Source organism: Afifella sp. H1R (assembly GCF_021462425.1).
Lineage (GTDB): Bacteria > Pseudomonadota > Alphaproteobacteria > Rhizobiales > Afifellaceae > Afifella > Afifella aestuarii.
The window spans coordinates 1,920,304-1,945,872 of the sequence record NZ_JAKEDY010000001.1 but is presented as its reverse complement, the minus strand read 5'-3'; the positions used below and the strand labels follow the sequence as shown (position 1 = coordinate 1,945,872).

At 63.2% G+C, this 25,569-nt stretch carries 21 protein-coding genes; 14 read left to right on the top strand and 7 right to left on the bottom strand.

Features of this window, described 5'->3' with window-relative positions; genetic code table 11:
* Window positions 1-35 precede the first annotated feature (35 nt).
* Entirely contained in the window at window positions 36-515 is a 480-nt protein-coding gene (locus L0F51_RS09265; RefSeq protein ID WP_234628894.1) for a Dps family protein, read from the top strand.
* Window positions 516-634: 119 nt separating this feature from the next.
* Window positions 635-844, top strand: a complete 210-nt coding sequence (locus tag L0F51_RS09260) for a hypothetical protein (RefSeq protein ID WP_234628893.1) — start codon at window positions 635-637, stop codon at window positions 842-844.
* A 56-nt stretch (window positions 845-900) separates the two neighbouring features.
* On the opposite strand, the gene L0F51_RS09255 is transcribed toward L0F51_RS09260, so the two are convergent.
* The gene (locus L0F51_RS09255; RefSeq protein ID WP_234628892.1) at window positions 901-1,323 is read right to left on the bottom strand and encodes a DUF1289 domain-containing protein; all 423 of its coding nucleotides are present in this window, start codon (window positions 1,321-1,323) and stop codon (window positions 901-903) included.
* A 269-nt stretch (window positions 1,324-1,592) separates the two neighbouring features.
* On the opposite strand from L0F51_RS09255, the gene L0F51_RS09250 reads away from it, so the two are divergent.
* Both L0F51_RS09250 and L0F51_RS09245 read left to right on the top strand, forming a co-directional pair.
* Window positions 1,593-2,693: an efflux RND transporter periplasmic adaptor subunit gene (locus L0F51_RS09250; protein WP_234629390.1), complete on the top strand. Its 1,101-nt coding sequence runs from the start codon at window positions 1,593-1,595 to the stop codon at window positions 2,691-2,693.
* On the top strand, window positions 2,690-5,782 hold the full coding sequence (locus L0F51_RS09245; RefSeq protein WP_234628891.1) for an efflux RND transporter permease subunit: 3,093 nt from the start codon (window positions 2,690-2,692) through the stop codon (window positions 5,780-5,782). Before L0F51_RS09250 ends, L0F51_RS09245 begins: the two co-directional genes overlap by 4 nt.
* 38 nt (window positions 5,783-5,820) lie before the next feature.
* Here the strand turns inward: L0F51_RS09245 and L0F51_RS09240 are convergent, their stop codons facing one another.
* From L0F51_RS09240 to L0F51_RS09230, 3 genes are all read right to left on the bottom strand, one after another.
* Window positions 5,821-6,297 (bottom strand): Rrf2 family transcriptional regulator, encoded by a 477-nt coding sequence (locus tag L0F51_RS09240; RefSeq protein WP_234628890.1) that lies wholly within the window; start codon window positions 6,295-6,297, stop codon window positions 5,821-5,823.
* A 135-nt stretch (window positions 6,298-6,432) separates the two neighbouring features.
* On the bottom strand, window positions 6,433-6,942 hold the full coding sequence (locus tag L0F51_RS09235; protein ID WP_234628889.1) for a MarR family winged helix-turn-helix transcriptional regulator: 510 nt from the start codon (window positions 6,940-6,942) through the stop codon (window positions 6,433-6,435).
* 102 nt (window positions 6,943-7,044) lie between these two features.
* Entirely contained in the window at window positions 7,045-7,779 is a 735-nt protein-coding gene (locus L0F51_RS09230) for a Crp/Fnr family transcriptional regulator (protein WP_234628888.1), read from the bottom strand.
* Window positions 7,780-8,026: 247 nt separating this feature from the next.
* Here L0F51_RS09230 and L0F51_RS09225 point away from each other — a divergent pair, with 247 nt between their 5' ends.
* Entirely contained in the window at window positions 8,027-10,237 is a 2,211-nt protein-coding gene (locus tag L0F51_RS09225; RefSeq protein WP_234628887.1) for an HWE histidine kinase domain-containing protein, read from the top strand.
* A gap of 146 nt (window positions 10,238-10,383) precedes the next feature.
* Window positions 10,384-10,776 (top strand): response regulator, encoded by a 393-nt coding sequence (locus L0F51_RS09220; RefSeq protein WP_234628886.1) that lies wholly within the window; start codon window positions 10,384-10,386, stop codon window positions 10,774-10,776.
* Between the two features lie 101 nt (window positions 10,777-10,877).
* Here the strand turns inward: L0F51_RS09220 and L0F51_RS09215 are convergent, their stop codons facing one another.
* Window positions 10,878-12,032 carry a PQQ-dependent sugar dehydrogenase gene (locus L0F51_RS09215; protein WP_234628885.1) on the bottom strand — a complete coding sequence of 385 codons (1,155 nt, stop codon included), beginning with the start codon at window positions 12,030-12,032 and terminating at the stop codon, window positions 10,878-10,880.
* A gap of 505 nt (window positions 12,033-12,537) precedes the next feature.
* Here L0F51_RS09215 and L0F51_RS09210 point away from each other — a divergent pair.
* From L0F51_RS09210 to L0F51_RS09195, 4 genes are all read left to right on the top strand, one after another.
* Window positions 12,538-14,313, top strand: coding sequence for an N-acetylglutaminylglutamine amidotransferase (locus L0F51_RS09210; RefSeq protein WP_234628884.1), 1,776 nt, complete (start codon window positions 12,538-12,540; stop codon window positions 14,311-14,313).
* Between the two features lie 13 nt (window positions 14,314-14,326).
* The gene (ngg, locus tag L0F51_RS09205) at window positions 14,327-16,117 is read left to right on the top strand and encodes an N-acetylglutaminylglutamine synthetase (RefSeq protein ID WP_234628883.1); all 1,791 of its coding nucleotides are present in this window, start codon (window positions 14,327-14,329) and stop codon (window positions 16,115-16,117) included.
* Window positions 16,117-17,271: an osmoprotectant NAGGN system M42 family peptidase gene (locus L0F51_RS09200; protein ID WP_128291823.1), complete on the top strand. Its 1,155-nt coding sequence runs from the start codon at window positions 16,117-16,119 to the stop codon at window positions 17,269-17,271. Before ngg ends, L0F51_RS09200 begins: the two co-directional genes overlap by 1 nt.
* Before the next feature lie 559 nt (window positions 17,272-17,830).
* Window positions 17,831-20,173, top strand: a complete 2,343-nt coding sequence (locus L0F51_RS09195; RefSeq protein ID WP_234628882.1) for a heavy metal translocating P-type ATPase — start codon at window positions 17,831-17,833, stop codon at window positions 20,171-20,173.
* A gap of 102 nt (window positions 20,174-20,275) precedes the next feature.
* On the opposite strand, the gene L0F51_RS09190 is transcribed toward L0F51_RS09195, so the two are convergent.
* Window positions 20,276-21,085 (bottom strand): universal stress protein, encoded by an 810-nt coding sequence (locus L0F51_RS09190; RefSeq protein WP_234628881.1) that lies wholly within the window; start codon window positions 21,083-21,085, stop codon window positions 20,276-20,278.
* A gap of 184 nt (window positions 21,086-21,269) precedes the next feature.
* Here L0F51_RS09190 and L0F51_RS09185 point away from each other — a divergent pair, with 184 nt between their 5' ends.
* Window positions 21,270-21,995 (top strand): Crp/Fnr family transcriptional regulator, encoded by a 726-nt coding sequence (locus L0F51_RS09185; protein ID WP_234628880.1) that lies wholly within the window; start codon window positions 21,270-21,272, stop codon window positions 21,993-21,995.
* A gap of 158 nt (window positions 21,996-22,153) precedes the next feature.
* On the opposite strand, the gene L0F51_RS09180 is transcribed toward L0F51_RS09185, so the two are convergent.
* Entirely contained in the window at window positions 22,154-22,810 is a 657-nt protein-coding gene (locus L0F51_RS09180) for a hemerythrin domain-containing protein (protein ID WP_234628879.1), read from the bottom strand.
* 175 nt (window positions 22,811-22,985) lie between these two features.
* Here L0F51_RS09180 and ccoN point away from each other — a divergent pair, with 175 nt between their 5' ends.
* Genes ccoN through L0F51_RS09165 form a run of 3 tightly spaced genes read left to right on the top strand, consistent with a single transcriptional unit; the run spans window position 22,986 to window position 25,567 of the window.
* Entirely contained in the window at window positions 22,986-24,587 is a 1,602-nt protein-coding gene (gene ccoN, locus L0F51_RS09175; protein ID WP_234629389.1) for a cytochrome-c oxidase, cbb3-type subunit I, read from the top strand.
* Between the two features lie 37 nt (window positions 24,588-24,624).
* On the top strand, window positions 24,625-25,356 hold the full coding sequence (ccoO, locus tag L0F51_RS09170; protein WP_234629388.1) for a cytochrome-c oxidase, cbb3-type subunit II: 732 nt from the start codon (window positions 24,625-24,627) through the stop codon (window positions 25,354-25,356).
* Between the two features lie 4 nt (window positions 25,357-25,360).
* Window positions 25,361-25,567, top strand: coding sequence for a cbb3-type cytochrome c oxidase subunit 3 (locus tag L0F51_RS09165; protein ID WP_370642341.1), 207 nt, complete (start codon window positions 25,361-25,363; stop codon window positions 25,565-25,567).
* The last annotated feature ends 2 nt before the right edge of the window (window positions 25,568-25,569 follow it).

Here is a 25,569-nt window from a genome sequence, read left to right as displayed (position 1 = left end):
TAGGCAGATGCCGAATCGCACCGATGGAGGGCACAATGGGTCTGGTGGCAGCAAAAATTGAACCGAGCGCGAAACAGGACATCGTGGCGGGTCTCACGCAGAGTCTCGCTGAGACGGCTGTGGAAATGACGAAGGCGCAGAATTTCCACTGGAACGTCACAGGCATGGCTTTTGGCCCGCTGCATGAGCTGTTCCAGAAAATGTACGAAGATCACTTCGAGGCGATGGACGTTCTCGCCGAGCGGATCAAGGCGCTCGATGAGCATGCGGAAGGCCGCTACTCGAAGTATCTGGAACGCAGTGCCGTGGAAGAGCATGACGGCCATGCGAGCGATCGCGAGATGGTCGCCGCGCTCCTGGCCGACCAGGAGACGCTGTCTTCCACGCTGTCGGCTCTGTGCAGCGTGTCGGAAAAGCACGGCGATTGGGCAACCAATGATCTCGCCACCGAGCGGGTGGCCGCGCACGACAAGTTCGCATGGATGCTGCGGGCTCATCTCGGCGAAAACGCCTGATCGGTTCTGAAGAGGGAGCCTTTTCGGCTCCTCATGCGTCGATTTTCGTCAGGGGCTGGTGCGAACGCGCCGGCCCCTGATGCGTTGTTATCCCATGATGTACGCGAAGGAGTGTTCGCATGAGCAGTCAGGGGCTTCATGGACCTGCCGGCCGGCCAAGACCCGAACCGAGCAAGACGACGCCAGAAAGCGATGTGGACCGGCTCGCCGCGGAAAGGCTCGCGGCGGAAAAGCTTGATCGCGAGCTCGACGAAGGGCTTGAGGAATCATTCCCCGCAAGCGACCCGCCGGCTCCGACGCAGCCGCACAAAGAGGTCGACGAGGATTGATTTCGACGACGCGGGCGCAGGTTTAGGACGAGGCGATCGAACGCTGCGCCCTTCCTTCATGCGTCTACTGTGAGCTTGTCGAGCGGGCAGGGAACGCCCTGCTTTTCGCATTTCCGACGGTAGGCGGTCGCCCAAAAGGGAAGGCCGCCCTGTTCCCTCAGTCTCTCCACCAAGGCCTTCAGGAAGGCCTTCTTGTCTTCCTTGCTGTCGAGCCGCTTGAACGAGGCCTTGTCCTCTCGCGACATGCTGCAGCCGATGCAGCGGCCCTTTCGCTTGAATTTGCACACGTCAATGCACGGCGAGGGTGCATTCTTCCAAGTCTTGGTCATGCGGCTCTGGCGGTCTCGGTCAGTCAATGAGGGACGTCTCGCAATCCTGCGAGCAATCTGAAACATTTGTCGAACGACCGACGACGTCAAGTGGGGAAAGTCGTCCCGCACAACCCGTTTCATCGGGCTGGCCTGGCGCCTGCCGATCATCTTGCCTCCGGCCGTTCCTCCTCTGAGCTGGAGAAGGTCACCGTCACGACCAAATGATCGGGGTCGTCTCGAAGCCTTATGATGGTCGTGCCTTGGCCGCAAAGCTCTCCGAGCTTGGTGTCGCAGTGCGCCCGGCAGCACCTGTCTGACAGAAATTTAAGTCGCTCTTCCTGTGTGCGGCGCGGTAACATGACATCTCTTGATGTGCCTGGTCGGCCCCCGCGTCGGCTGCCGAAAGTTCGCGACAGCGGAGCGCCTCTTTGTCCCTTGTGAAGCAGGTCATTTTCGTCGCTTTGATCGGAGCGGCCGCGCTGGCGGGTTATGCCGCCTTCGACACGTGGTTCAATGGGAGCCGCGGCAGCGAGGAGGCGCGGGCCGCGCGCGGCCCTGCGGCGATCGCAGTCGAGGTGGCACGTGCCAAGGCCGAGACGATCGAGCGCAGCTTCGATGCGGTGGGCTCCACGCGTGCCCGCCGTTCCGTCGAGATCGTTCCCCTCGCGTCAGGACGGATCACCGAGCTTTTCTTCGAAGCCGGCCAGAAGATCGAGGCCAGCGCGCCGCTGTTGACGCTCGACGACGATATCGAGGCGGCGGACGTCAAGGAGGCGGAAGCGAAACTGCGTGAGGCCGAACTCGCATTGGAGCGGGCTCGCTCTCTGCACCAGTCGAACACGGTCACTGCCGCCACCGTCGAAACGCTGACGGCGGCGCGGGTCACCGCGGAGGCCGAGCTGGAGCGGGCCCGGCGCCGGTTTGCGGACCGCACCGTGCGGGCCCCCTTTTCCGGCATTGCCGGATTGCGCCGGATCGACCTTGGTGCGCGTGCAGACGACCAGACGGTGATCACCACGCTCGATGATCTCTCGTCGGTCGAAGTGGAATTCGCCCTGCCGGAAACTGCGTTTGGCGAGATCGAGGCCGGGATGCCGATTTTTGCGCGCAGCGCGGCGTTCCCCAACAAGACCTTTTCGGGGAAGATCATCGCGATCGACAGCCGGATCGACCCGGCTTCGCGCGCCTTCAAAGTCCGGGCGTCCATCCCCAATGAAGATTTCGTTCTGCCGGCCGGCATGTTCATGACGCTCTCGGTGGTCCTCGATCGGCGCACCGGGGTGATGGTGCCGGAAGAAGCGGTGATGGTGGAGGGGGACGGCGCCTATCTGTTCGTGGCGGATGGCGAGACGGCGCGGCGGCGCGGCGTCGAACTGGGCCAGCGGCAAAGGGGAGCGGTCGAAATCTCCAAGGGTCTTGAGGACGGCGAAGCCGTCATCGTGCGCGGCGTGCAACGCCTGCGCGATGGGTCACAAATCCGCATCGTCGAAGATGCGGAGAACGGCAAGGCGGCAGCGGACGCTGACGGCATCGGATGATTCTCTCCGATATCAGCATCAAGCGGCCGGTTCTCGCCGCAGTCGCCTCGATCCTGATCGTGGTCTTCGGGCTGGCGGCGATTTTGAGCATTCCGATCCGGGAACTGCCCGACGTCGATACCGCCGTCGTCACCGTCACCACGTCTTACGCCGGGGCGGCGCCCGAAATCGTGGATACGGATATCACGGAGACGATCGAAGGGGCCGTCGCCGGCATCAGCGGCGTCAAGTCGATCAGCTCCGAAAGCCGGCGCGGCCGCAGCCGCACCACCATCGAATTCGTCATCGGCCGCAACATCGACGAGGCGGCGAACGACGTCCGGAGCGCGGTGGCGCGCGTGCGTGGCGACCTGCCGGACGATGTCGACGAGCCGCAGGTGGTCAAGAACGACGCCGATGCCGACCCCGTCATCCGCCTTGCGGTGACCGACCCCCATATGTCTTCGGCGCAGATCACCGACTATCTGCAGCGCTATCTCGTGGACAGGCTGGCGACGCTTGACGGGGTCGCCAATGTCGAGATTTTCGGCGAGCGCAGCTATGCGATCCGCATCTGGCTCAACCGCGAAGCGATGGCGGCGCGCAATCTCACCGTTGCCGACGTGGAAGATGCGATTCGCCGCAACAACGTCGAATTGCCGGCGGGAGATCTGGAATCCTCGCGTCGCCAGCTCGCCGTGCGGGTCGACAGTCGCGTCGCCGGCGTGGACGCCTTCTCGAACATCGTCGTCGACCGCATTGCCGGTTTCCCGGTTCGGCTGAAGGATATCGCGAAAGTCGAGCTCGGCGTGGAAGATGACACGACGCTCGTGCGCCTCAACGGCGTGGAGGCGGTCGGTCTCGGCATTTCGCGTCAATCCCAGGCCAATACGATCGCCATCTCGCGGGCCGTCGCCGCCGAGCTGGAGCGCATCCGCCCGACGCTGCCGGAGGGGATGGAGATCACCGTCGGGTCCGACGATGCCGTCTTCATTCAGGCGTCGATCCGCGAGGTTCTGATCGCGCTCGCGATCTCTCTCGTCCTCGTCGTGCTGGTCATTCTGGCATTCCTCGTGTCGGTGCGCGCGACACTGGTGCCGGCCGTCACCATTCCGGTGTCGTTGATCGGCTGCTTCATTCTCATTTCGGCACTCGGCTTTTCCATCAACGTCTTGACGCTGCTCGCCCTCATTCTCGCGATCGGGCTCGTCGTCGACGACGCGATCGTGGTTTTGGAGAATATCCAGCGGCGTATCGACGAGGGCGAGACGCCGATGGTGGCGGCGTTTCTGGGCTCAAGGCAGGTGACGTTTGCCGTTCTCGCGACCTCGCTCACGTTGATCGCGGTCTTCATCCCCATCTCCTTTTTGCAGGGGCAGGCGGGGCGGCTCTTCACCGAATTCGGCTTCGTCATGGCGAGTGCCGTGGCAATCTCCACCTTCGTTGCTTTGACGCTGTGCCCCGTGCTCGCCTCGCGGCTCCTGAAGCGACATCGGCATCCGGCGGGCCAGGATGACAGCGGGCGGCCTTCGAAGTTCAGGCGTGGCTATGAAGGTCTGCTGCGGCGGGCGCTCGGTATGCCGCTCGTCGTGATCTCCGTCGCTCTCGTCGTCGCGGGAGGGGGTGTCTTTCTCTATCAGGAGCTGCCGCGAGAGCTGACACCCAAAGAGGATCGCGGCGTCATCTTCGTTCCACTGACCACGCCGCAGGGGTCCACCACCGCCTATACCGACGGCGAAGTGCGCGTTTTGGAGCGGGAGCTCGAGCCGCTCCTTCAAGGTGCCGACGTGCGCTCGGTCTATTCGATCGTCGGGTCCTGGGGCCGCCCGTATCGTGCGTTCGTGCTGGTCCGTCTGGCACCCTGGGAGGAGCGCGAGCGCGGCCAGGCGGAGGTGCAGCGCGACATCATTCCAGCTGTCGGCAAGGTGATCGGGGCGACCGGATTTCCGGTGACGCCCGCGGGCCTCGGTCTGCGCGGCAGCAGCACGCCGCTGCGCGTGGTCGTGGGTGGCCCCGACTTCGAGAGCGTGAAGGAATGGGCCAATACGCTCCTGGACAAAGCACGGCAGAACGAAGGGCTGCGCAATGCCGAACTCGATTTCGAAGAAAATCAGCCGCAGGCCGACATTCGCATCGACCGCGAGCGCCTGGATGATCTCGGTGTCAGCGTGCAGACGGTCGCGCAGACGCTGCAGACCATGTTCGCCTCGCGCGAAATCTCCGACTGGGTCGACCGCGGGCGCGAATATCCCGTGATCCTGCAGGCGCGCGAGGAAGACCGCCGTGTGCCTTCCGATATCGGCAACATCTTCATGCGCGCCGGTGACGGGGAGAACCTCTTCCCCTTGTCATCGGTCGTGAGCGTCAAGGAAGCCGCGGCCGCACCGGAGCTGCGCCGCTACAATCGCCTGCCATCCATCACATTGGAGGCGGCGCTCGCGGAAAACTACGATCTCGGCTCCGCCATCGATTTCATCCGCGAGGCGGCCGCGGAAAGCCTGCCGCCCGAAGCCCAGATCGCGTTTGCCGGCCAGTCGCAGCAATATCTCGAGACATCGAGCGGCGTTGCCGTCACCTTCGGTCTCGCGATCCTCATCGTGTTTCTGGTTTTGGCGGCACAGTTCGAGAGCTTCGTCCACCCGCTCGTGATCATGCTCTCGGTGCCGCTCGCCTTCGCCGGGGCGATCTACGCGCTCTATTTCGCTGGGCTTTCGCTCAATATCTACAGCCAGATCGGCATCATTCTGCTGGTCGGGCTGATGGCGAAAAACGGGATTCTGATCGTCGAGTTCGCCAATCAGCTGCGCGACGAGGGGATGGAGGTGCGCGAGGCGGTGATCGAAGCGTCGATCCTGCGCTTTCGCCCGATCATCATGACCGTGATTTCAACGGTGCTGGGGGCTGTGCCTCTGGTGCTGGCCTCAGGCGCCGGAGCCGAAAGCCGCAGCGCGATCGGCGTCGTCATCGTCGGAGGGCTGATGCTCGCGTCGCTTCTGACGCTCGTCGTGACGCCCGTGCTCTACGATCTTCTGGCGTGGTTCACCGAGCCGAGGGGCGCGGTCGAGAAACGGCTCGCGGCCGAATTGCCCTCAGGCGGGCGCCGCACGTAACGCCCGCTCGCAGTCGTTCATCGAGAGAAATGACCGGTCTAGGTCGACATCATGCGGGGGATATCGACCCCCATCGTCAAACGATCGATCTCGTCACCCGCGTCGCCGCTCTGCCCCGGATTGCGCACCATCAGGTCTTCCAGCGTGTGCTGGTCAAGGACTTCCGTAAAGGCTCCGAGCGCCTGGCTGAAGATCCGGTTGACCGGCGACAGCGGGCGGATCGAGCAGTCGATCGTTTCACCGAAGCAATCCGCCTCGACACTCGTCGCCTCGGTGAGGCGCACGACGTCGCCGAGATGGATCTCAGCCGGCGTGCAGGCGAGACGCACGCCGCCTGTGCGGCCGCGCATGGTCTTCAAGAAGCCGCCCTGCACCAGGAGCGCGACGAGCTTGGCGACATTGTGCTCCGTGATGAGCGTCGCGCGCGCGATCTCTCCGGCATTCGTCTGGCGTCCGAGACGCGCACAGTGCAGCAGAATCCGCAGTGCCTGACTGGTCTGTTTCGTGAGCCGCATGGAATTGCGCTCCTAGATGTTTGGCACGTCCGGATTCGGGACGGACATGCTCCTGCCTGCAATATGCCTTCGGCCCGAAGAGCGTCAACGGGTGCGTCAAAATACCGTGCCGATAAGTTGTGAAAACAGCGTGCTTTAACGCAGGCGATGCAGCGCCGCCGCGAGGTTCTCTTCCATCTGTCCCAGAACGGTGGCGGCGTTTTTGAGAGTTTCCGGCGAGAAGTCGCGTGTGGCGATCTCTGCGAGCCTCTTCCAGACGGCATCGATGGCGCCGAGCGTCGCTTCGCCGTCGCGGCTCAAGCGCACGACGCTTCTGCGGTGGTCGGAACGGTGGCTGTCGCGCTCGATCAGCCCGCCTGCCTCAAGCCGCTCAAGCATTTTGCTGACGGTAGGGGGGCGCACGCGCAACTCCTTGGAAAGCGAGGAGGGCGAGTGTTCGCCGTTTCCATAAAGGGCGCGCAACAGCTTGTCCTGGCCGGGGTGGATGCCGATCTCGGCCAATTCGATGCCGAGAAGGGCACGGCAGAGTTTGGCGGCCTCGACCAGCGCCAGAACCGCTTCGGCGCGGAGGTCGTCAGGCGCCATGGTGGCGGTGGAATTGGAAGCCGTCTCCCGAGGACGACCGTCATGATCGGATGCTTGCATTCACGCCTGAGGTGATAGAGTGCCGCTTCATCCGGGGTGATGTCGCGGTGGCGGCCGGCGCGCATTAAAGTGCTTTAATTCGCGCTCCGCCCCGATCGAGCCCTACGAGCCGGGAAACCAGCTCGTATCGATCTCGTAATAATGGTCCGCGAAATCGATCAGCTTCATTGCGCGCTCTTCGCTCGGGAACGAGATCCAGCGACCCTGACGGGCGATGAGGCCTTCCTCCTTGAGCTGTTTCAACGCATTGCTGACCGAAATATTGCTGAGGCCCACGAGGTCACCGATGACCTCCTGCTGTAGCGGCAGCTCGAATTCGTCGGAATATGCGGGATCCATGATCCGCAGCCGCGCCCGGCATTGCAGAAGAACCAGAAGCACCCGCGAGGCCGCAGGCATGCGACCGGTGGCTCGCAGGCGGTCGAGAACCGCGGCATGGTCGATCATGGCGAACGTGTAGAAGAGTGCCGTGAGCTTCGGAGAATTCGAAAAGACGCCGCGGAGCCCCGATTTCGGGAACGGACAGATGATGGCATCGGTGGCCGCCTCGATGCCATAGGTGCTCTCGGCGAAGGCGATCTGGTTGGTGCCGACGACGTCGCCCGGAAAATGCAGGTCGAGGATCTGACGGCGGCCGTCGGGGGTATGAATGAAGGTGTAGACCCAGCCAGAGTCCAGAACGAAAAGACGGTTCGCCTCGCCTTCGTCCACCAGTGTCTCGTGACGCCGGACCGTGCGGCTTTCGCGTTCCAATTCACTGAGCAGCTGTTTCTCGGCGTCACTGAGAGCGACGTAATGCGATATCTTGCGGACCAGACAGCTTTCGTCCCCGTGCACGATCCCTATTCCCTTCTGGCTGCCAGGCTGTTGAGACAAGGGAACGCCCGTGAGGCTTGCCGTTCACATGAACTTGGTCATGCTGCCCTTGTCCGCGGAGCCGTGCATGCTTCAAAGACGCGAACAAACACCCTAGATCTATTCGATAGTCGATTCTTCTAGCACGGTTTGATGTTCGCCACTCAATCGTACAATTCTCGGCGGATCTCCTCCTTCATGTCCCGCCCGTTCGATAGGTGACGCCAGCGTGCCGCTTTCCAGGCTTCTTTACGAAACTCCGGCTTCCGAGGAACCGCCGCCGTCTCCGCCGAGCCCCTCGCTCGCCCGCTCGGCAGCGCTCGTCGGTATGCTCGGGGCCTTCATCGTGCTCGCTGCCGTCGCTTCGATCTCCTACCTGCAGTGGCGCGACTTGACGGAGAACATGCGGAGCTCCACCGCGAGCTCCGCGTTCTTTCTGGCCGACCACGGGGCGAGGCTTTTTGAGGTTTCCGATCTCGCGCTGAGGAAGGCGGCCGACGCTCTCGGCGAGCGCGATTGGGACGAGATCGAAGCCTCGCGACCTCTTTTCGACGAGCTGACTGAGCTGCGTGCCGATCTGCCTTATGTCGATGAATTGTGGGTCAATGACAGCACCGGCGAGCTGCGGCTCACCACCTTTGGTTTCCCCGCGCCGCAGGCCAATCTCTCCGACCGTGATGTGTTTCAGGCCCACCAGGCGCAGGACGCCGGTCTCTTCGTCGGCCAGCCGATCATCGGACGGGTGACGGACAGGCCGACCTTTCTCGTCAGTCGCCGGCTCGGCGGGAATGAGTTCAAAGGCATCGTCTCGGCGAGCCTCGCGCTCGACTATTTCAACACCTTCTGGAAACGCATCCCGCTGCCGCCCGATGCCCGGATCGCGCTCTTCCGAAAGAGCGATCAGGCGGTTCTGGCGCGTTTCCCGCAAGCCCCGGCCGAGGCTGCGCCGGTCCCCTTCAATGCGGCGCTCGAGGAGATGATTGCGGAAAACCCGGAGGAGGGGAGCTACACCAACCTCGCGCAGGAAAAGGACGTCCGGTTCGGCTCCTATCATCAGGTCGGCAATCTGCCATTGTACGTCCGTGTCAGCGTGCCGCGGCAGGCGCTCTTCTCCTTGTGGTTGGAGCAGGCCCAGCCGAATGCGTTCTTCGCGCTTGCAGCGATTTTATCGCTGATCGCCCTGACCGCCTTCGCTCGCCATCAGGCCCGGCGCGAGGATGAAAGCCGCGCCTTCCTGAAAGACGAGGTGGCGCGGCAAACGGTGGCGCTGCGGGAAGAAACGCAGGCCCTGGAAGCGCTCAACGGAGCAAGCCGCATCCTTTCTGCCGAACTCGACCCCGGGCGCGCAATCCGCACCATCGTGCAGGCGAGCGTGGTGATGAGCGGGGCGCGCGCCGGCGCCTTTCTGCCGGCCGATCAGAAGCGGGCGGAGAGAAGCGAAAGCGACCGTATCGTCGTCCGCAACGAGGATTTTCGCCCCGGTTTTCTGCGTTTCGTCTCCGAACATCGGGGCGAGCTTCTGCGTTCCGGTCACAATATCCTGCGGGTCGACGAAACCGGTGAGTGGACGCAGGAGCGTGAGGCATCCGGTGTCGGCAGCTTTCTTGCCGTGCCGATCATCTCCCGCTCGGGCGAAGTGCATGGCGAGCTGTTTTTGGCCCATTCGAACCCGCATGCGTTCGGGGCGCGGGCGGAACGGTTGTCGGTGGGGCTCGCCGCCCAGGCTGCGATTGCGATCGACAACGCCAACCTCTTCGAGGCCGCCCAGAAGGAAATCGTGGCCCGCAAGGAGACCCAGGTCAAGCAGGAGCTCCTGATCCGCGAGCTCCATCACCGGGTGAAGAACACCCTGGCGGTCGTCCAGGCGATCGCCGGTATGACGGCACGTTCGGCCGAGGATATGAGCGCCTTCAACGATGCCTTCGCGGGGCGGTTGTCGTCTCTCGCCTCCACACATACCCTTTTGACAGAATGGGCCTGGCAGAAAGTGCCTCTCGGGGATCTCATCCGCGGGCAGCTCGAGCCCTATCCGGAGCGCGTTCACCTCGACGGGCCGAATTTGGAGCTTGCGGCGGCACAAGCCGTTCCCATCGGCATGGCCATCCACGAGCTTGCCACCAACGCGATCAAATATGGTGGGCTTTCAAAGGCCGAGGGCCGGCTGTCGGTCGTCTGGCGGGTCGAGGAGGACAAAAGCGGAGACACGCCCGGGACTTTGTTCCTGGAATGGCGCGAAAGCGGGGGGCCTCCCGCCGTCTCTCCGACGCGGCGCGGCTTCGGCTCACGGTTGTTGAGCGATGTCTTGCGGGTGCAGCTTCGCGCCCGTACGGAGATCCGCTTCGAACCGGAAGGCCTCGTGTTCGAACTTGAAGTCCCCATTGCGCCGATCGTCGTGTCCGATTACCCTGGCTCAGCCGTCGAGGAGAGCGCTCAGGCGTGACCGACCCCGTTCTGGCGGGTGCAACGAAGAACGGTTTTCCAAAAAAATGTCTTCTCGTCGGAACCACTTTCGTTCCGTTGCGTTAAATCCAGGCTGCGTATTGCCGTTTGCCAGCAGAAGACGTTTTTGCAGGAGAAATAGCTCGTATGCCCGCCATTTGTGCAGGAGAGAAAGCGGCGCCTCTCCGCGATTGTCAGATCCTACTGGTAGAAGACGAAGCTCTGGTTGCGATGGACCTTGCCTACGAGCTCGAGAAGGCCGGGGCCGAGGTTACCTTCGCGTCGACGCTTGCGGAGGCGCTCGCCATCGCCAACAGCAACGATCCTCCCCACTCTGCGGCGGTTCTCGATATCAATCTGCGCGGTGAAGAGGTGTATCCGGCTGCCGAACGGCTTGCCGAGACTGGCGTGCCCTTCCTGTTTTGCACGGGGCACGGCAAGCTCGAAGATGTGGCGCCGCGCTTTCCGGACGCGCCGGTGCTGAACAAGCCGATCATCGGGCGCCAGCTCGTTTGTGCACTCGCTGCGCTTCTTCCTTGAGGCGCCATCCCCCCAGGCGCCATTCCCCACGCGCCGTTCCCTTGAGCCGCGATTGAGCGGCCAGTCCTTTTAGCCCGCCGTCGCGTTTCTTCTCACTCTCTTCAACTGGCCTTGGCTGCGTGTACCCGCCAAATGGCTCCGTTCGCTTCGTCGGTCAGGAGGTAGATCGCGCCATCCGGACCTTCGACGACATCCCGGATGCGTTGGGCACGTTCGTGCAGGAGACGTTCCTCGTGGGTCACTTTCTCGCCGTCCAGCTCGAGGCGAACGAGGGCTTGTGAGGCGAGGCCCCCGACGAAAATGTCCCCTTGCCATTCGGGAAACATGTCCCCCTCGTAAAAGATCATGCCGGAGGGGGCGATCACCGGTGTCCATTGATAAAGCGGATCGACCATGCCTTCCGCCTGCGCCTTGCCGGAGCCGACGGGTGTGCCGTTGTAATTGACGCCATAGGAGATGACGGGCCAGCCGTAATTCTCGCCGGGGCGGGCAATGTTGAGCTCGTCGCCGCCCTTCGGGCCGTGCTCGATCTCCCACAGCTCGCCCGTCTCTGGATTGAGCGCGGCCGCCTGGACGTTGCGATGCCCGTACGACCAGATCTCCGGGCGTGCATCCTCGCGGCCGACATAAGGGTTGTCGTCCGGAATCGAGCCGTCCGGGTTGAGGCGCACGATCTTGCCGAGATCGGAATCGAGCTCCTGCGCCTGCCCGCGGAGAGCCTCCGAGAAGCGCTCTCCGAGTGTCACGAAGAGGTGGCCCTCGCGGTCGAAGACGAGGCGCGAGCCATAATGTGCGGTGCTTGCGACCTTGGGCTCTTGCGAGAAGATCACCTGCACATCCTGCATCTCCGTTCCGTCGTCGGAGAGTTTGCCGCGGGCGACGGCCGTCGAGGTCGTGCCGCCGTCACCGGGTTCGGCATAGCTCCAATAGACGAGGCGGTTTTCTTCAAAGTCGGGATCGAGGGCGATGTCGAGAAGCCCTCCCTGGCTGCGATTGTCGACCTCAGGCAGGCCAGAAATCGGCTCCGATACGTCTCCGGTGGGCGTGACATGGCGCAGGTTTCCGGAGCGCTCCGTCACCAGCATCGAACCATCGGGCAGGAAAGCGAGGCCCCAGGGATGGGACAGGCCCTCCGCAACGGTCTCTACAGCGATGTTCGGTCCCTCCGTCGAGATCGCTTCCTGGGCAAGGCTGGTGCTGGCGAGGAGCGTCGCTGCGAGAACTCCGCCTGTTCGCAAGAACATACCTCTGGTCATGATGATCCTCCGAAAGCTGCTCCGGCGGACTCGGACCCGCCTTTGCGAACCAATCGGCAGAGGGGGGCGCAGTTCCCGTTGCAGGGCGAGGACGGGATAACGTTCGCTTGAAAATCATGAGAGAAGCGCTGTGTTTTGCGATTTTGCGGGCGCCTGCCCGTCGAAGATCCACCGGGATGTGCAACGACGTCGCGGATTGGCCGGCGTCTCTCGCTCTCTCGCGCCGTCCCCGTGCCGGCAGCGCCCGCGTCGGCGAGGGAGGATCTGAGAGCCGGACGTATCTCTGTGGAACGCAAAAGAATTTCCGGCTGCCTCCAAGTGAATTTCGAACGCTTCTGGGACGTGATCGGAAAGCATTCTGGGCGGACGATCGGACAAGCGGATCGACGCCTGAAGGAAGACGGTCGGGCGAGGCTTCGTCGCTGGGTTTTTGACCTTTGCGCCAGGTTCTCTAAAACCAGAGGCAACGCTTCATTCTCATTCCTCAACCAGCAGAGATAATTTCATGTGCGGCATTTGCGGCGAAGTGAGCTTCACCGGCTCGCAGGCCGATCCCTCAGCGATCGGGCGTATGCTCGACGTCCTCTCCGCCCGCGGCCCCGATTCCTCCGGGGCTGTCATCCGGGGCCGTGTCGGCCTCGGGCATCGCCGGCTCCAGATCATCGATCTGTCGGCGCGCTCCGAACAGCCGCTCGTCGATTCCGATCTAGGTCTGTCGATCGTCTTCAACGGCTGCATCTACAATTATCAGGAGCTGCGCACCGAGCTGCAGGCGAAGGGCTATCGGTTTTTCTCCTCTGGCGACACGGAAGTGATCCTCAAGGCCTGGCATGCCTGGGGCGAGGACTGCGTCAACCGCTTCCACGGCATGTTCGCCTTCGCCATTCACGAGCGCGAAAGCGGCCGGGTGGTGCTGGCGCGCGACCGTTTCGGCATCAAGCCGCTCTATCTTTCGCAGACGAACGGCACGCTGCGTTTCGCCTCGTCGCTGCCGGCGCTCGTCAAGGCGGGTGGTGTCGATACAACGATCGATCCCGTGGCGCTGCAATTCTACATGTCGTTCCATGCGGTCGTGCCCGCGCCCTACACCATCCTCAAGGGCGTGCGGAAACTCGCGCCTGCCACGATCCGCGTGATCGAGGCTGACGGGACGAGCCGCGAGAAGGTCTATTGGGATCCGCGCTACGAACGCTCCAGCGAAGAGGTGACGCGCTCGTTCGGAGAATGGCAGGAGATGGTGCTCGATGCGCTGCGGACGGCCGTCGACCGCCGCATGGTCGCCGACGTGCCTGTCGGCGTGCTGCTTTCGGGCGGCGTCGATTCCTCGCTGATCGTCGGGCTTCTCGCCGAGGCCGGGCAGAAGGATCTGATGACTTTTTCGATCGGCTTTGAGGAGGCGCACGGCGAGAAGGGCGACGAATTTGTCTACTCCGACATCATCGCCAAGCATTTCAACACCGATCATCACAAGCTCTTCGTGCCGTCCTCCGACCTGTTGAAAGAGCTGCCGGGCGCGATTTCGGCGATGTCGGAACCGATGGTCTCCTACGACAACATCGGCTTCTACCTCCTGTCGCGGGAGGTCGCGAAGCACATCAAGGTCGTGCAATCCGGACAGGGCGCCGACGAGATCTTTGGCGGCTATCACTGGTACCCGCCGCTCGCGCATTCGAACAATCCGGCCGCCGATTACGCTAAGGTCTTCTTCGACCGCGACCACGACAAGCTGGGCCAGCATCTGTCGCCCGATTGGATGGCAGCCAAGGACGAGGCACGTGCCTTTGTGGAGGCGCATTTCAACAAGGCCGGGGCGGAAGATCCCGTCGACAAGGCGCTTCGGCTCGATTCCACCATCATGCTCGTCGACGATCCGGTGAAGCGGGTCGACAACATGACGATGGCCTGGGGGCTGGAGGCTCGCGTTCCCTTCCTCGACCACGAGCTTGCGGAACTCGCTGCGCGCATTCCGCCGGAGCACAAGCTGGCCGATGGCGGCAAAGGCATCCTCAAGGCCGTGGCGCGTGAGGTGGTGCCGAAAGAGGTGGTCGATCGCGAAAAGGGTTATTTCCCGGTTCCGGCGCTCAAATATATCGCCGGCGATACGCTCGACATGGTGCGCGACACGCTGACGAGCCAGGCCGCGCGTGAGCGCGGTCTTTTCCGCAGCGATTATCTCAACGCGCTCTTCGATGATCCGAGTGCCCATATCACGCCGTTGCGTGGGTCGGAGCTATGGCAGGTGGGGCTCCTGGAGCTCTGGTTGCAGAACCACGAGCTTTAACAGGGGGGCTGCGATGTCACGCCGACCGGACAAGAAGGGCCAGGGCAAACGCGCCAATGTCGTTGGCCACAGGCTCTTGCGCATGCGCGAGCAGGGCACGCGGCCGCATCTCGAGCAGGATAGCGAGCGGCCGCATCCCAATGCGGTGATCGATTGCGGCTGGGGGCGCATCCTTTTTACGCAGACATTCGAGACCAACGAGGCGATGATCGACAAGCTCGGGGCCGAGGGCCCGGACCGGCGCGACATCGCCTTTTACGTGCGCGACCCGCATGTCGTGCTGGCCGCGGCCCCGAACGAGCTCTTCCTCGATCCCTCGCACACCTACCGGCTCGATCTCACCACCTACCGGGCGAAATGGCGCAAGCTGCCCGGTTTTTTCGTGCGGCGGCTGACCTCGCTGGCCGATGCGGAGACGGTCAACCGCATCTATGCGAGCCGCAATATGGTGCAGGTGGACCCGGAATTTTTCTGGTCGAACCGCGACAGCCGCGCGCTCACCTATTTCGTCGCGGAGGACGAGACAACGGGCGAGGTGATCGCCACCGTCACCGGCGTCGATCACCAGCGGGCCTTCAACGATCCGGAGCGGGGCTCCTCGCTGTGGTGTCTCGCCGTCGATCCTCAGGCGCCTTATCCGGGCATCGGCGAGGCGATGGTGCGGCGGCTCGCGGAGCACTATCAGGCACGCGGGGCGGCCTTCATGGATCTCTCCGTCCTGCACGACAACGACAAGGCGATCAATCTCTACGACAAGCTCGGTTTTCGGCGCATCCCGATCTTTGCGGTGAAGCGCAAGAATCCGATCAACGAGAAGCTCTTTTCCGGCCCCGACCCGGCCGAGAACCTCAACCCCTATGCCCGGATCATCGTCGATGAAGCGCGGCGACGAGGCATCGATGTCGAGGTGATCGACGATCAGGCGGGCTTCTTCCGCCTTTCATCCGGTGGGCGATCCGTGCGTTGTCGCGAAAGCCTGTCAGAGCTCACGAGCGCGGTCTCCATGTCGCTTTGCGATGACAAGTCGGCGACGCGCCGGATCGTGGAAAAGGCCGGGGTGAAGGTGCCAGCCCAGATGGAGGCCGGCGAGGAGAAGGAGCTCGAAGCCTTCGTCGCCGAGCACAAGAGCGTCGTCGTCAAGCCGGCGCGTGGCGAACAGGGGCGGGGCGTCGCCGTCGATCTCGACACGCTCGATGACGTGAAGGCCGCGATCGAAGAGGCGAAGAAATCCGCCGACCGGGTGGTGCTGGAATCTTACTTCTCCGGCACCGATCTCCGGCTGATCGTCATCAATTTTCGGCTCGTGGCCGCAGCAATTCGCGTGCCCGCGCAGGTGGTGGGCGACGGCAAGAGCAGCGTGCGCGACCTGATCGTCAAGCAGAGCCGACGGCGTGAAGCGGCGACTGGCGGAGAATCGAAGATCCCGCTCGACGGCGAGACGGAACGCTGCATCGCCCGCAATGGCTTTTCTCTCGGGTCCGTCCTGCCGGAGGGCGAGACGCTGCAGGTGCGGAAATCCGCCAATCTCCACACCGGAGGCACCATTCACGACGTGACGGCGGCCGTGCATCCGACGCTCGTCGAGGCCGCGATTTCGGCCGCCCGTGCCATCGACATTCCTGTGGTCGGCATCGATCTGATGGTGACGGCGCCGCATCTGCCGGAATATGTCTTCATCGAGGCGAATGAGCGACCGGGCCTTGCCAATCACGAACCGCAGCCGACCGCGCAGCGCTTCGTCGATCTCCTGTTTCCGCTCTCAATGCCCGCCTCCGTCAGAATGGCGCAGGAAAGGAAGGGATGATGACGCGGCTTGCGATCGATACGGACTACCTGGCCGATTGGCTGGCGCGGCTTCTCGCGACGCCGAGCCCGACCGGATACACCGACACGATCGTGCGCGATTGCTGTGCGGAGCTGGAGAGGCTCGGCGTCGGCTACGAGATCACGCGCCGGGGCGCCATTCGTGCCATCTATCAGGGCTCCCGCCGCAAGGCGGCCCGCGCGATTGTTGCCCATCTCGATACGCTCGGCGCGCAGGTGAAGGGGCTCAAGGAGAACGGACGTCTGGAACTCGTGCCGGTCGGCCATTGGTCGGCGCGGTTTGCCGAAGGGGCGCGGGCGACGATTTTTACCGATCACGGTTCCTATCGCGGCACGATTCTGCCGCTGAAAGCCTCGGGGCATACCTTCGCCGATGAGGTCGACACCCTGCCGGTCGGCTGGGATTACGTGGAGCTTCGCATCGACGCGCCGGCGACCGACAAGCCGTCGCTTGAAAAACTCGGTGTGGAGGTCGGCGATATGGTGGCGATCGATCCGCAACCGGAATTCGTCGAAAACGGCTTCATCGTTTCGCGTCATCTCGACAACAAGGCGGGCGTTGCGGTCATGTTCGCGGCGCTCGAAGCGATGGTGAAGGAAGATGCGATCACGCCGGTCGACATCCACTTCCTCTTGACCATTGCCGAAGAGGTGGGCGTCGGCGCCTCTGCCATCCTCTCCCATGACGTCGCCTCGATGGTGGCGGTCGACAACGGAACCACGGCTCCCGGCCAGAACTCGTCGGAATTCGGCGTCACCGTCGCCATGGCCGACCAGACCGGCCCGTTCGACTACCATCTGACGCGCAAGCTCGCGCGTCTCTGCCTGGAAAACGACATCCGCTACCAGAAGGACGTTTTCCGCCATTACCGCTCCGATTCGGCCTCTGCGATCGAATCGGGCGCCGATGTGCGCACGGCGCTCATCACCTTCGGCGTCGATGCGAGCCACGGCTACGAGCGCATCCATATGCATGCGCTGCGGTCCCTCGCAGAACTCATCACTGCCTATGTGACGAGCCCCGTCGAGATCCAGCGCGACAGCAAAGAGCTCGGCAGCCTCCAGGGCTTCACCACCCAGCCGACCGAGGACGAGGCGGCCGAGGAGGCGAAGGACGAACCTGTCGTGCTGTGACACTTTGCGCCGGCAGGCGGCTTCGTCGATCGTCCCGTGGCGCTTGACCCGCTTCCCCGTGAAGGCGCGATATCGCGTTCTTTAGGAAGGGATGCGACATGACAGAGAAATCTCATGAAGCGGAGGCTGCCGCGGAGCGCTGCTGCCAGGACCAGGCTGCCGGTGAGCATGAAGGCTGCGGCTGTGGTGGCAAAGGCCACGGCAAGCACAAGCACGGGGAGCACGGGGAGCACACGCACGGCTCGTGCGGCTGTGGCGGCCACGGCCATAAGCACGCGCATGGGTCGGGCGAGGGCGGTTGCGGCTGCGGCGGCGATCACTAAGGCGGGCTTATCACTCCGCGCGAAGCCTGAACTGGGTGAGGACGCCGCATTCTGAGACGGCGTCCTAAAGACGATTGAAAAGGCGGGTGCCGGTTCACGTACCGGCAGCCCGCTTTTTTACGTTCTGCGTGACCGATCTGGCGTCGAGGCGCATGCTCTTCGTCGGACTTGTGCGTCCCTTGACCTTCCAGTGACTGGAACGCCCATATCTGTTGAAATCAGATAGAGGGCACGAAATGCCAGAGACGTCACACCACCCGGCGGGTGAGAGCCACTCGGCCCCGAACGGGGCAAATACCGCGGTCGATCCCGTCTGCGGCATGAAGGTCGACACGAGCGCGGACAAGCCCACGGCCAGGCATGACGGGCAGGTCTATTATTTCTGCAGCGAGAGCTGCCACGACAAATTCGTGGCGGATCCTGCGCGATATCTTTCCGGCGAGACGCGCGATGAGGAGGTGCCGGCCGGCACGCTCTACACCTGCCCGATGCATTCGGAAATCGTGCAGGAGGGACCCGGCACCTGCCCGATTTGCGGCATGGCGTTGGAGCCGATGGGGGCGCCAGTTGATGGGCCCAATCCAGAACTCGTCGATTTTACGCGTCGTCTGTGGATCGGCGCGCCGCTCGCGATTGCCCTTTTGATCATCGAGATGGGCGGGCATCTTCTCGGTGTCGATGTCCTGCCATTCCTGTCCGAGCGGGCGGAGCAGTGGCTGCAGCTCGTGCTTGCTGCCCCGGTGGTGCTTTATTGCGGCCTGCCGTTCTTCGAGCGCGGTTGGCGCTCGGTCGTGACCGGCAATCTGAACATGTTCACCCTGATCGCGCTCGGGACGGGGGCGGCGTTTCTCTACTCCCTCGTCGCCGTCTTCCTGCCCGGTGTTTTCCCTCCGGCCATGCATGACGAGGGTGTCGTGCCGGTCTATTTCGAGGCTGCGGCGGTGATCGTCGTCCTCGTTCTCTTCGGCCAGGTGCTGGAATTGCGGGCGCGTGAGCGCACCGGAGGCGCGATCAGAGCACTGATGGATCTCGCGCCGAAACAGGCGATGCGCGTGAACGAGGACGACAGCACGGACGAGGTGCCGCTCTCCGAGGTTGCCAAGGGCGACATCTTGCGCGTGCGTCCTGGCGATGCCGTGCCGATCGACGGCGTGGTGGTGTCCGGTCGCAGCTCGGTCGACGAATCGATGCTGACGGGCGAATCCGTGCCGGTCGAAAAGACCGAGGGCGATCGCGTTACGGGCGGCACCAGCAATACGCGTGGCAGTTTCGACATGAAGGTCGACCGAACGGGGGCGGAAACGACGCTGTCGCAGGTGGTGACCATGGTGGCCGAGGCGCAGCGTTCGCGGGCGCCCATCCAGGGCCTCGCCGATCGCGTCGCCAGTTATTTCGTGCCGACGGTGGTGGCGGTCGCGGTCCTCGCCTTTATCGGCTGGTTCGTCTTCGGGCCGTCGCCGCAGCTCGCCTATGGCCTCGTCGCTGCCGTCAGCGTGTTGATCATTGCCTGCCCCTGCGCGCTCGGCCTGGCGACGCCGATTTCGGTGATGGTGGCGACGGGACGTGGCGCCCAGGCCGGTATCCTGATCAAGAACGCCGAGGCGCTGGAGACGATGAGCCATGTCGATACGGTCGTCGTCGACAAGACCGGAACCTTGACCGAGGGCAGGCCGCGGCTCGTCGCGGTGGAGCCGGCGGACGACATCTCTTCCGATGATCTTCTGCAGCTTTCCGCCTCGCTCGAGGCTGCGAGCGAACACCCGCTCGCCGAGGCGATCGTGGCGGGAGCCAAGGAAAAGGACCTCACTTTGTCGAAGGCGGTCGATTTCGACGCGGTCACAGGCAAGGGCGTCACCGGCTCAGTCGATGGACGCCGGATGCTTCTCGGCAATGTCCGGATGATGGAGGATGCCGGCATCGATGCGGGCTCTCTGCGCGAGGAGGCGGAGGCCCGCCGGCGCGAGGGCGAGACGGTGATGTTCGCCGCTGCCGATAATCGCCTGCTCGGCTTCATCGCGGTCGCCGATCCGATCAAGGAGACAAGTGCCGCCGCGATCAAGGCGCTGCACGGCGAGGGCCTGAAAGTGGTGATGGCGACGGGTGACAATCCGACGACGGCGAAGGCCGTGGCAGAGAAGCTCGGCATCGACGACGTGCATGCGGAGGTGATGCCGGAAGACAAAAAGCGCATCATCACGGAGCTGAAGAAAGACGGCCACAAAGTCGCCATGGCGGGCGACGGCATCAATGACGCTCCGGCGCTGGCGGAGGCCGATGTCGGCATCGCCATGGGGGCGGGCGCGGATGTTGCGGTTGAAAGCGCCGGCATGACGCTGATGAGCGGCGATCTCAGCGGCGTCGTCAAAGCCCGCAGATTGGCGGATGCGACGCTCGGCAATATCCGCCAGAACCTCGTCTTCGCCTTCGGCTACAATACGCTCGGTGTGCCGATTGCCGCGGGCGTTCTCTACCCCGTCTTCGGCGTGCTTCTGTCGCCGGTGATTGCGGCGCTGGCGATGAGCCTCTCGTCGGTCTCCGTCGTCGGCAATGCGCTCCGGTTGAGGGGCGTGAAGCTCTGACGAACGTGAAGCTCTCACAAAAAGGCGGGCGCCGGTTCTGGTGCCGGCTGCCCGCTCCTCAGACGCCCCGCACAAGCGGGGCGCGCCCTCAACCTCGCAGATTCAGTGCGACATCAAGATCGGAACCGTCATCTGGTCCATGATCGACTGGGTGGCGCCGCCGAAGACCGTCTCGCGCAGGCGCGAATGGCCGTAGCAGCCCATGACGATCAGATCCGCGCCGAGGTCGGAGGCGCGGTTCAGGATTTCTCCGCCGACCGAGGTGCGGTCCGGCCGAGAGGTCATGTTTTCCACGTCGAGCCCGTGGCGCGAAAGGGTGCGCGCGAGGGCGTCTCCCGGCACCAATCCCTTGCCCGGCTCATTGTGGCCGGCCTCGACGCAAAGGATGTGGACCTTGGCACCCTTCTGGATGAGCGGAAGAGCGTCGAAAGCCGCGCGGGCTGCCTCGCGACTGCCGTTCCAGGCGATGAGGACCGTATGCCCGACATCGGTGTAGTCGCCTGAGGTGGGGACCACCAGGACGGGCCGGCCGGCACCGAGCACCAGATCCTCCGGACGATAGTAGGAGGGGAGCTCTTCGGCCGCCTGTGCCGTCACCACGAGATCTGCATTGCGGCAGGTGCGGCAGGCGAGCTGGGTTGCGTTGACGTCGCGCGCATCGAGCTGAAGCCAGGAATTCGAGATCGTTTCCGCCGCGGCTGCGCGGTTGAAGGCCGCCCCGATCTCTTCCGCCAGCTGGTTGTCGCGCTCCATCTGCATGGACAACCATTCTCCGCCGAGCGGGTCGACGACGTCTGGCGGAATGCGCGGGATCAAATGCAGGCCGACGATGTGAGCAGAATGATCGCGCGCAATCGGCACCGCGACATTCATGAGGCGCGGGATGACATCCACCGTCGGAAGGTGGATCATAATCGTTCCGAGAGGATAACGGCTGCTCACGGCTCTTTCCTTTCAAACGCGTGGAGGAAGGCAGGGGCAGGGTTTAACCAACAGTCCATTATAGAACCTCGCGCCGAATTGCCGCGTTGATCAGGATCAAGCCCCCCTGGAAGTGACGCCTTTTCATCGCTAAGACTGCGGTATGATGAAGCTGGTGCCAATCGCCCCCCTTGAGACGGATCCCGTGCCCGATCTTTGTCGGGCATGCAAGGCTCGAAACAGGGGGATCTGCGGCGCGCTCAACGCATCGCAGCTGTCGGAGCTGACCCGCCGCGCCCACAGGCAGGTGGTCGAGCCGGGCAAGACCCTGCTTGATGCCGAGCAGCCGACATCCAACTATTCCAATGTGCTCGCGGGCGTCGTGAAGCTGTCGAAGATGTTGCCGGACGGTCGGCAGCAGATCGTCGGTCTTCAGTTTGCGCCAGATTTCGTCGGCCGCCCGTTCTCGCCGGAGAGTTCGCTCAAGGCCGAAGCGGTGACGAGCACGGTTCTGTGCACCTTCCCGCGGCAGCTTCTGGAGCGGATGATCAGCGAATCACCCGAGCTGGAGCACAAGCTCTATCTTCAGGCGCTCGATGAGCTCGATGATGCGCGCGATCTTCTCCTCACGCTCGGCCGCAAGACGGCGCGGGAGCGGGTCGCGACGTTCCTTCTGATGATTGCGCGCCATTCTCCGCATGCCGATGACAATGATGCGGGTGGCACCGGTTTCGAACTGCCGCTGACGCGTGCCGAAATCGCCGACTTCCTCGGGCTCACCATCGAAACCGTAAGCCGGCAATTGACCAAGCTGAAGGGCTCCGACGTGATCCGGGTGGAGCAGAATCGGCGCATTCGTGTCCCCGATATGGAGCTCCTGGAAGCCGAGACGGGCGACTGAGCTTAGGCTTTCGTCAGTCTCGCTGCGTCCCCAGAACCGCGCAGGCGCGCTTCTCAGAGTGCCTTTGAGTGAGTGCCTGTGAGTGCTTTTTTGGGAGTGCCCTTTCTGGGCTCTTTCGGGACGTGCGCGGCCTTCTTCGGGGCGGGAAGAACCATCCGTCAGCCGGCCTGTGCCTGACGCCCGTCCTTGCGGAGAGAATGTCTCCCGACGATCCGAACCTCGCTTGCCAATAGGATGGCGAGAGGCTGGCTGTCGCAGCGCATGCGGTGGCGCAGGAGTGCGGCTGCGAGATCCGCCCGTGCCGATGGCGAGAAGCAGGAGCGGGCCATGGGGAACACCACCGTCTCCTCCCAGGCGATATGCCGGCGCTGCGATTCGAAGAACGCACGCAGGAGATAACCGAGAGCCTCGGCTTCGCGGTAGCTGCCTTCCTCGTCATGGGCATCGAGGGCGTCGGCCAGCTCCAGCGCGGCCTGTTCATCGGCGTCATGTTCGGAGCGGGCGAGGGCGATCGCCTCGCGGATGCCGCGATCGGCGCGGCAGGGCGCGGCGAGAGCGGGAAACAGGATGTCGTTTTCCAGCCGGATATGGGCGGGGAAGTAGAAGCGCAGCGTCAACGCCGCAGCACGCGCCGTCTCCTGGATGACGTCTCTTGGAAGGGCATCGGCGATCGCTTCCAGAAGATCGCACAGACGCTCCTGCAGGGCATGCTCGTAAGCGATCAGCTGGAAGGGGTCTTCCCGAATCATTTCTGCCGTGGGCGCGTCCGCCGCGCAGGCGAGCAGCGCCTCAAGATGGCGTCTCTGCGGCCGCATCTTGGGAAATCCTTCCCAATCGTTCCCCTTGATTTACTAAGTGTGCCGGAACTCCCCCCTTTCCAACTTGATCTGAATCAAGGATCAGTTTCCCCTAAAGTCGATAGCTACTTTGGAAGCCTTCTAGCGCGTCGCTTGGGCGCACTTGGCGAGTTTATAGGAGATGGCCATGGGGATGGCACAAGCCGGCATCCTGTTCCTGATCGCGCTGGTTGCCGTCATAGCCTCTGTGAAGGCTCATGACATGCAGTTCGCGGTCCATATGGGACTGGTTGCCTTGATCGCACTCGGCGCTGCCATCTGGCGGCTGCGCACCATGGATGTCTCTGGGAAGAACATCCCGCTGCGCGAGCGTCCGGATGGCTACATGGACGAAGTGATTCGCTATGGCGCCGTGGCGACTGTGGGTTGGGGCGTCGTCGGCTTCATGGTCGGCGTGTTGATCGCGTTCCAGCTTGCCTTTCCCCACCTTAATATCGAGCCATATTTCAATTTCGCGCGTTTGCGGCCGCTGCACACCTCGGCGGTGATTTTCGCCTTTGGCGGCAATGCGCTCATCTGCACCTCGTTCTACGTCGTGCAGCGGACGACCGGTGCCCGCCTCTTCGGCGGAGGTCTGCCGTGGTTCGTCTTCTGGGGCTATCAGCTTTTCATCGTGCTTGCTGCCACCGGCTATCTCCTCGGTGTCACGCAGTCGAAGGAATATGCCGAGCCGGAATGGTACATCGACCTGTGGCTGACGATCGTCTGGGTCGCCTATCTCGTGGTCTTCGTCGGCACCATCGCCAAGCGCAAAGAGCCCCACATCTATGTGGCGAACTGGTTCTATCTGGCGTTCATCGTGACGATCGCGATGCTGCACGTCATCAACAACCTCGCCGTGCCGGTCTCCTTCCTCGGGTCCAAGAGCTACTCGGCCTTCTCCGGCGTCCAGGATGCCCTGACGCAGTGGTGGTACGGCCATAACGCGGTCGGCTTCTTCCTCACCGCCGGCTTCCTCGGCATGATGTATTATTTCATTCCGAAGCAGGCCGAACGCCCGGTCTATTCCTACCGGCTCTCGATCGTCCATTTCTGGTCGCTGATCTTCCTCTACATCTGGGCCGGCCCGCACCACCTGCACTACACGGCGCTGCCCGACTGGGCGCAGACGCTCGGCATGGTGTTCTCGGTGATGCTGTGGATGCCGTCCTGGGGTGGCATGATCAATGGCCTGATGACGCTGTCGGGCGCCTGGGACAAGCTCAGGACCGATCCGATCATCCGCATGATGGTGATCGCCGTCGCCTTCTACGGCATGTCCACCTTCGAAGGGCCGATGATGTCGGTGAAGGCGGTGAACTCGCTCAGCCACTACACGGACTGGACCATCGGTCACGTGCATTCCGGTGCGCTCGGCTGGGTCGGGATGATCTCCTTCGGCGCGATCTACTACCTGGTGCCGAAGCTGTGGTTCCGGCCGCGGCTCTACTCGGTGCGGCTCGTGTCCTGGCACTTCTGGCTCGCCACGATCGGCATCGTTCTCTACGCCGCCTCCATGTGGGTGTCGGGCATCATGCAGGGCCTGATGTGGCGTGAGTACAACCAGGAAGGCTTCCTCGTTTACTCCTTCGTGGAAACCGTTGCGGCCATGCATCCCTACTACATCATCCGCGCTCTCGGCGGCACGCTCTACCTCGCCGGCGGGCTGATCATGGCGTTCAACATCTACAAGACGATCCGTGGTGATCTCCGTCAGGAGACCCCGATCGGCGCTGCCGTCGAACCGGCCGAGTGATAGGAGACACAACGTGCTCGACCCGTTTACGAAATTCATCCTGCGCAACCATGACAGGGTGGAACGGAACATCACCGTTCTGTTCGTGCTCTCCTTCATCGTCGTCTCGATCGGCGGCCTCGTCGAAATCGTGCCTCTGTTTTACGTGCAGAACACGATCGAGAAGGTCGAAGGGATGCGGCCCTACACGCCGCTGGAGCTTGCCGGTCGCAACATCTACATCCGCGAGGGGTGCTATCTGTGCCACTCGCAGATGATCCGCCCGATGCGCGACGAAGTCGAGCGGTACGGCCATTACTCGCTTGCCGCGGAATCCATGTACGACCACCCCTTCCAATGGGGGTCGAAGCGGACGGGGCCTGATCTGGCGCGCGTCGGCGGGCGTTATTCCGATGCGTGGCACGTCGAGCATTTGACCGATCCGCGTTCCGTGGTGCCGGAATCGATCATGCCCACCTACAGCTTCCTCAAGAAAACGCCGCTCAAGGCCGACGACATCGCCGAGCATCTCAAAGTGAACGCGGTTGTCGGTGTGCCCTATTCTGAGGACATGATCGCCAATGCGCAGGCGGATCTGCGGGCGCAGGTCGATCCCAACGGCGATCCGAGCGGTCTGGAAGAGCGCTACCCGAAGGTGAACGTGCGCGACTTCGACGGCAATCCGTCAGAGATCACGGAGATGGACGCTCTGGTGGCCTATCTTCAAATGCTCGGCACGCTGGTGGACTTCACTACCTACGAGCCGCTCGCCGAAGACAATCTCAGGTGAGGCGATGAGCACCTACGATACCCTGCGCCACTTCGCGGACAAATGGGGGCTTCTCTTCATGCTCCTGGTCTTCGCCGCGGCGGTTCTGTGGGTCTATCGTCCGGGCGCCCGTGCTTCTTACCGCGCCCAAGGCGATATTCCCTTCAAACATGACGAGCGGTCGGCTCAAGAGCAGCCACCGCGTGACCAGACTCCTGGACGTGGAGAGTAATG